Origin of the sequence: Aeromicrobium sp., from assembly GCF_036676885.1 — a bacterium.
Taxonomy (GTDB): Bacteria; Actinomycetota; Actinomycetes; order Propionibacteriales; family Nocardioidaceae; genus Aeromicrobium.
This window is the reverse complement of the sequence record NZ_JAKFCB010000315.1, coordinates 1-5,926: the sequence shown is the minus strand read 5'-3', so window position 1 is coordinate 5,926 and position 5,926 is coordinate 1. Positions and strand designations below refer to the sequence as shown.

Annotated in this window: 8 protein-coding genes; all 8 read left to right on the top strand. The window is 69.8% G+C overall.

What is annotated here, in order from left to right; all coding sequences use genetic code 11:
- Positions 1-211, top strand: a 211-nt coding sequence (gene rpmA, locus V6M46_RS14665; protein WP_332666442.1) for a 50S ribosomal protein L27, incomplete at its 5' end; no start/stop codon positions are given.
- Between the two features lie 99 nt (positions 212-310).
- Positions 311-1,873: a GTPase ObgE gene (gene obgE / locus V6M46_RS14660; protein WP_332666440.1), complete on the top strand. Its 1,563-nt coding sequence runs from the start codon at positions 311-313 to the stop codon at positions 1,871-1,873.
- Positions 1,873-2,961 (top strand): glutamate 5-kinase, encoded by a 1,089-nt coding sequence (gene proB / locus V6M46_RS14655; protein ID WP_332666438.1) that lies wholly within the window; start codon positions 1,873-1,875, stop codon positions 2,959-2,961. The genes obgE and proB overlap by 1 nt, the downstream gene beginning before the upstream one ends.
- Before the next feature lie 25 nt (positions 2,962-2,986).
- Entirely contained in the window at positions 2,987-4,234 is a 1,248-nt protein-coding gene (locus V6M46_RS14650; protein ID WP_332666436.1) for a glutamate-5-semialdehyde dehydrogenase, read from the top strand.
- A 9-nt stretch (positions 4,235-4,243) separates the two neighbouring features.
- Positions 4,244-4,387 (top strand): hypothetical protein, encoded by a 144-nt coding sequence (locus tag V6M46_RS14645; RefSeq protein WP_332666434.1) that lies wholly within the window; start codon positions 4,244-4,246, stop codon positions 4,385-4,387.
- Between the two features lie 5 nt (positions 4,388-4,392).
- Entirely contained in the window at positions 4,393-5,019 is a 627-nt protein-coding gene (gene nadD, locus V6M46_RS14640; protein WP_332666432.1) for a nicotinate-nucleotide adenylyltransferase, read from the top strand.
- A complete protein-coding gene (gene rsfS / locus V6M46_RS14635) occupies positions 5,016-5,369 on the top strand; it encodes a ribosome silencing factor (protein WP_332666431.1) in 354 nt (117 codons plus the stop codon). The genes nadD and rsfS overlap by 4 nt, the downstream gene beginning before the upstream one ends.
- Positions 5,366-5,926: histidine phosphatase family protein (locus V6M46_RS14630; RefSeq protein ID WP_332666430.1), on the top strand; the 561-nt coding region annotated here is incomplete at its 3' end. The genes rsfS and V6M46_RS14630, both read left to right, overlap by 4 nt.

Genomic DNA, 5,926 nt, shown 5'->3' with positions numbered 1-5,926 from the left:
ACAGCGCCTCGGCGTCAAGCGCTTCGGCGGTCAGCTCGTCAACGCCGGCGAGATCATCGTCCGCCAGCGTGGCACGCACTTCCACCCCGGCACCAACGTCGGCCGTGGCGGCGACGACACGCTCTTCGCTCTTTCCGCAGGTGCGGTGGAGTTCGGTCGTCGTCGTGGACGCAAGGTCGTCAACATCGTCCCCGGCGTGCCGGCGGAATAACACAGCGAACACTCTTCTCGAAGGGGCAGTCCGCAGCTGCGGGCTGCCCCTTCGTCCCATTTGAGGCCCGATCGAGGGCCCACACGAAAGGAGCGGCCGGTGGCTGTCCCCAGCTTCGTCGACAAGGTCACGCTCCACGTCACGGCCGGTTCCGGCGGTGACGGTGTGTCCTCGGTCCACCGCGAGAAGTTCAAGCCGCTCGGCGGTCCTGACGGCGGTAACGGCGGGCACGGTGGCGACGTCATCCTGCGCGTCGCGGCCGACGTGACGACCCTCGTCGACTACCACCACGAGCCGCACCGCAAGGCCACCAACGGCGCCCCCGGCGCCGGCAACAACCGCAGTGGCAGCAACGGTGAGGACCTCCTGCTTCGCGTGCCCGACGGCACCGTCGTCCGCAACGAGCAGGGCGAGGTGCTGGCCGACCTCGTGGGTCCCGGCACCGAGCTGGTCATCGCCGCCGGAGGCCGTGGCGGCCTCGGCAACGCGGCGCTCGCCTCGTCCAAGCGCAAGGCGCCCGGCTTCGCCCTCAAGGGTGAGCCCGGCGACGAGCTGACGTTCACCCTCGAGCTCAAGGTCGTCGCCGACATCGGCTTGGTCGGCTTCCCGAGTGCCGGCAAGTCCAGCCTGATCGCCGCGCTGTCGCGTGCCCGGCCCAAGATCGCCGACTACCCGTTCACGACGCTGGTGCCCAACCTCGGCGTCGTCACTGCCGGCTCGACGACGTTCACCGTCGCCGACGTCCCCGGCCTCATCGAGGGTGCGAGCGAGGGTCGTGGACTGGGCCACGACTTCCTCCGCCACGTCGAGCGCTGCGCCGCGCTCGTCCATGTCATCGACTGCGCGACGGTCGACCCGGGCCGCGACCCGCTGACCGATCTGGACGTCATCGAGCGTGAGCTTGCCGCTTACGGCGGTCTGGAGGACCGACCCCGTCTGGTGGCGCTCAACAAGACCGACGTCCCGGATGCCAAGGAGATCGCCGGATTCGTTCGCGCCGACCTCGAGGCCCGCGGGCTCGACGTGTTCGACGTCTCAGCGGCCAGCCACGCCGGCCTGCGTGAGCTGTCGTTCGCGATGGCCGAGATCGTGGCCTCCCGGCGAGCTGCCGCGCCGGTCGCCGAGGTCACGCGGATCGTCCTGCGGCCCAAGGCCGAGGCGGGCGTGGGCCAGGAGTTCACGATCACCGAGCGGGACGGCCAGTGGATCGTCCGCGGTGACAAGCCCAAGCGTTGGGTGCGCCAGACCGATTTCAGCAACGACGAGGCCGTCGGCTTCCTCGCCGACCGGCTCAACCGCCTGGGCGTAGAGGACGAGCTGCTCAAGCTCGGCGCCAAGGCCGGCGACGACGTCATCATCGGCGACGAGAACGACGCCGTGATGTTCGACTTCGATCCGCAGATCCCGGCCGGCGCCGAGGTGCTCGGACGCCGTGGCGAAGACCTGCGCATCGACCAGTCCGACCGCCGCACCAATGTGCAGCGGCGCGAGGAGCTCGCGGCCCGCAGGGCGTACGAGGCGGAGAAGCGCGAAGCGCGCGAGCAGGGCCGCGACCCCGACCCTTCGACCGGCTCAGGACGAGACTGGAGCTTCCCCGAGGACGATCCCGCCCTCGCCGATGAGACCGCGGATGGTGAGCTCGGCGACGAGGACCCGCGCTGATGAGCCGGATCGTCGTCAAGGTGGGCTCGTCTTCGCTCAGCTCGGCTGAGGGCGGCCTCGACGCAGAGCGTGTCGACACGCTGGTCGATGCCCTGGCCGCCGGCCGGTCACGCGGCGACGAGATCGTCCTCGTCAGCTCCGGAGCCATCGCGGCCGGGCTGGCGCCGCTGTCGCTGCCGCGCCGCCCCCGGGACCTCGCGACCCAGCAGGCCGCTGCGAGCGTCGGCCAAGGAGCGCTGATCGGCCGGTACGCCCAGCGGTTCGCGCACCACGGCCTCGTGGTCGGCCAGGTGCTGCTCACGGCGGACGACGTCACCCGCCGCAGCCACTATCGCAATGCCTATCAGACGTTCGCGCGCCTCCTGGAGCTCGGCGTCGTCCCGATCGTCAACGAGAACGACACGGTGGCGACGAGCGAGATCCGGTTCGGCGACAACGACCGGCTCGCCGCACTCGTGTCCCACCTGGTCCACGCCGACCTGCTCGTGCTGCTGTCGGACGTCGACGGGCTCTACGACGGCGACCCGCGGCGCGAAGGTGCGCTCATCGTCAGGGACGTCCACGGCGAGGCTGACATCGCCGAGCTCGACATCGTCCGCCCGAGCGCCTCGGCGATCGGCACGGGTGGCATGGTCACCAAGATCGAGGCGGCCCGTATCGCGACCGGCGCCGGGATCCCTGTTCTCCTGACCTCGGCCCCGCAGGCCGCGGCCGCGCTGGAGGGCAAGGCGGTCGGCACGACGTTCCATCCCACGGGCCGCCGCCGCCCCACGCGTCTGTTGTGGCTCGCGCACGCGAGCAACACCAAGGGCGGAGTGCATCTCGACGCCGGTGCGGTGCGTGCCCTGACGGCCCGAAACGCGTCGCTTCTCCCGGCCGGCATCACCGGCGTCACCGGGACGTTCGTGGCCGGCGACCCCGTGGACCTGATCGGCCCGGACGACGCCGTGATCGCTCGCGGCATCGTCAACTACGACAGTGCTGAGCTGCCGTCCCTGCTCGGCCGGTCGACACGTGAGCTCGCCGCGGAGCTCGGGGCGGAGTACGAGCGCGAGGTCGTCCACCGCGACGACATGATGATGATCTGACGATGACGACTCCTAGGATTGCCTCATGAAGGAGCAGGTTCACGCCGCAGCACGGCGCGCACGCGTCGCGGCCACGACCCTTGCGGTGACTCCGCGATCGCACAAGGACGCGGCGCTGCACGCCATGGCCGACGCGCTGGTCGCGGGCACCGATGCGATCGTCGCCGCCAACGAGCTCGACGTCGAGACCGCCCGTGCGGGCGGCACGGGTGAGAACGTGATCGACCGGCTGCGCCTCGATCCGGCGCGGGTCGCGGCGTTCGCCGACGGACTCCGCGACATCGCGGCACTGCCCGACCCGGTCGGCGAGGTCGTACGCGGTGCGACGCTGCCCAATGGCCTGCGCATGCAGCAGATCCGGGTGCCGATGGGCGTCATCGGGATGATCTACGAGGGCCGGCCCAATGTGACCGCTGACGCCGCCGGGATCTGCCTCAAGGCCGGCAGCGCAGTGCTGCTGCGCGGCTCGGCGTCGGCTGCACGCTCCAACGCCGCGATCATCGAGATCATGCGCAGCGCGCTCGTCTCCGCGGACCTGCCGGCCGACGCGATCCAGCTGATCCCCGCAGACGACCGGTCCTCGGCGACGCACCTGATGCAGGCCCGCGGCCTGGTCGACCTGGTCATCCCGCGCGGCGGCGCCGGACTGATCCGCGCGGTCGTCGAGGAATCGACCGTCCCCGTCATCGAGACCGGGGTGGGCAACTGCCACGTCTACGTCGACGCCGACGCGGACCTCGACATGGCACTCGACATCGTCCTCAACTCCAAGACCCAACGCACCAGCGTGTGCAACGCTGCCGAGTCGCTGCTGGTGCACAAGGCCGTCGCCGACGCGTTCCTGCCTCGAGTCGTCGAGGCGTTGCAGGACTCGGGCGTGACGATCCACGGCGACGAGTCGTTCTGCGCGGTCCAGTCGGACATCGTGCCGGCGACCGAGGAGGACTACGCCGTCGAGTACCTCTCGCTCGACATCTCGGCCCGCGTCGTCGACTCGATCGACGATGCGATCGAGCACATCCGCACCTACTCCTCAGGGCACACCGAGGCCATCGTGACCTCCTCGCTCGCCGCCGCGTCGCGGTTCACGGCCGGGGTCGACTCCGCTGCCGTCATGGTCAATGCGTCGACCCGCTTCACCGACGGCGGCGAGTTCGGGTTCGGCGCCGAGATCGGCATATCGACGCAGAAGCTGCACGCGCGGGGCCCGATGGGCCTCACCGAGATGACGACCACGACATACGTCGTCACCGGTGACGGACACGTGCGATAGATTGGCGCCATGTTCTCGAACCTCGTGGCGGCCGAAGAGCCCCTTCGCGACATCGGCATCGATCCCTACGCGGTCGGCGGCATCGCCTTGGCGATCCTGATCATCCTGATGCTTGCGCTGCTGTCCTTCGGCAAGGGTCGCGAGCACTCCTGACGGGCATGAGCCTGACCCGCCGCGAGGGCAACGAGCGCCGACGCGTCGGCATCATGGGCGGTACGTTCGACCCGATCCATCACGGCCACCTCGTGGCCGCGAGCGAGGTCCAGTCGTGGTTCGACCTCGACGAGGTCATCTTCGTTCCCACCGGCGAGCCGTGGCAGAAGGCCGAGCGCGAGGTGTCGCCGGCCGAGCACCGCTACCTCATGACGGTCATCGCGACAGCCGCGAACCCACGATTCGAGGTCAGTCGTGTCGACATCGACCGCAGCGGCCCGACCTACACGATCGACACGCTGCGTGAGCTCACGGCGTTGCACCCCGACGCCGACCTCTACTTCATCACCGGCGCCGACGCCATGGCTGCGCTGCTGACCTGGCAGGACCACGAGGAGCTGTTCAAGCTCGCGCACTTCGTGGGCTGTACACGCCCGGGGCACGAGCTGACGGACGCGTCGCTCGAGGGTCTGCCCCGCGAACGCATCACGCTGGTGGAGATTCCCGCCCTGACCATCTCGTCGACGGACTGCCGTCATCGCGTCGAGAGCGGTGAGCCGGTCTGGTACCTCGTGCCCGACGGCGTCGTGCAGTACATCGGCAAGCACGAGCTCTACCGGAAGGCCCCATGACCGCCACCGAACGTGCCGTCGAGCTCACTCAGGCGGCGGCTTCAGCTGCCGAGGACAAGCTCGCGCAGGACATCATCGCCTTCGACGTCTCCGAGCTGCTGGCCATCACCGATGTCTTCCTGCTGTGCTCGGCTTCGAGCCCGCGACAGGTCAGGGCCGTCCAGGACGCGATCGAGGAACGCATGATCGAGCTGGGCGCCAAGGCCGTACGCCGTGAGGGTGAGCGTGAGGGCCGCTGGGTCCTGCTCGACTTCGCCGACATCGTGGTGCACATCCAGCACCAGGACGAGCGCGTGTTCTACGCGCTGGAGCGGCTCTGGAGCGACTGTCCGGTCGTACCGCTGTCATGACCACGCGCCAGGTCATTCTCTGGCGCCACGGACGGACCCAGTGGAATGTCGAGGGACGGGTTCAGGGTCAGAGCGACATCCCGCTCGACGAGGTCGGTGTGGCGCAGGCGAAGGCGGCCGCCTCCCGGCTGGCCACCCTCAGGCCCGACCGCATCGTCAGCTCCGACCTCGTACGGGCCGCCGACACGGCTCGCGCGCTGGCTGACCTGACGGGAGCCGACGTCCAGCTCGACCCGCGCCTGCGCGAGCTCAACTTCGGCGCACGTGAGGGGCTCACCTGGCGCGAGGCGTGGGCGAAGTTCCCCGAGGGCATGAAGGCGTGGGGCGAGGGTGACGAGACCCAGATCCCGGGCAGCGAGACGCATCGCCAGGCGGGGGACCGGTTCGCCGCCGCGTTGCACGACCTGCTCGAAGACGTGCCGCCCGACGGCGTGCTCGTCGTGGTCGCGCACGGAGCCGTCCTGCGGACGGGCGCATGCGCGTTCCTCGACATCCCTGAGCCGCACTGGAGCACATTCGGCGGACTGGGCAACTGTGCGTGGTCGGTGCTCGAGGAG

Excerpts from the sequence above, each read along its gene's own strand:
- rsfS (WP_332666431.1), top strand. The coding sequence starts at position 5,016 with ATGACCGCCACCGAACGTGCCGTCGAGCTCACTCAGGCGGCGGCTTCA.
- V6M46_RS14645 (WP_332666434.1), top strand. The coding sequence starts at position 4,244 with ATGTTCTCGAACCTCGTGGCGGCCGAAGAGCCCCTTCGCGACATCGGC.
- proB (WP_332666438.1), top strand. The coding sequence starts at position 1,873 with ATGAGCCGGATCGTCGTCAAGGTGGGCTCGTCTTCGCTCAGCTCGGCT.
- nadD (WP_332666432.1), top strand. The coding sequence starts at position 4,393 with ATGAGCCTGACCCGCCGCGAGGGCAACGAGCGCCGACGCGTCGGCATC.
- V6M46_RS14650 (WP_332666436.1), top strand. The coding sequence starts at position 2,987 with ATGAAGGAGCAGGTTCACGCCGCAGCACGGCGCGCACGCGTCGCGGCC.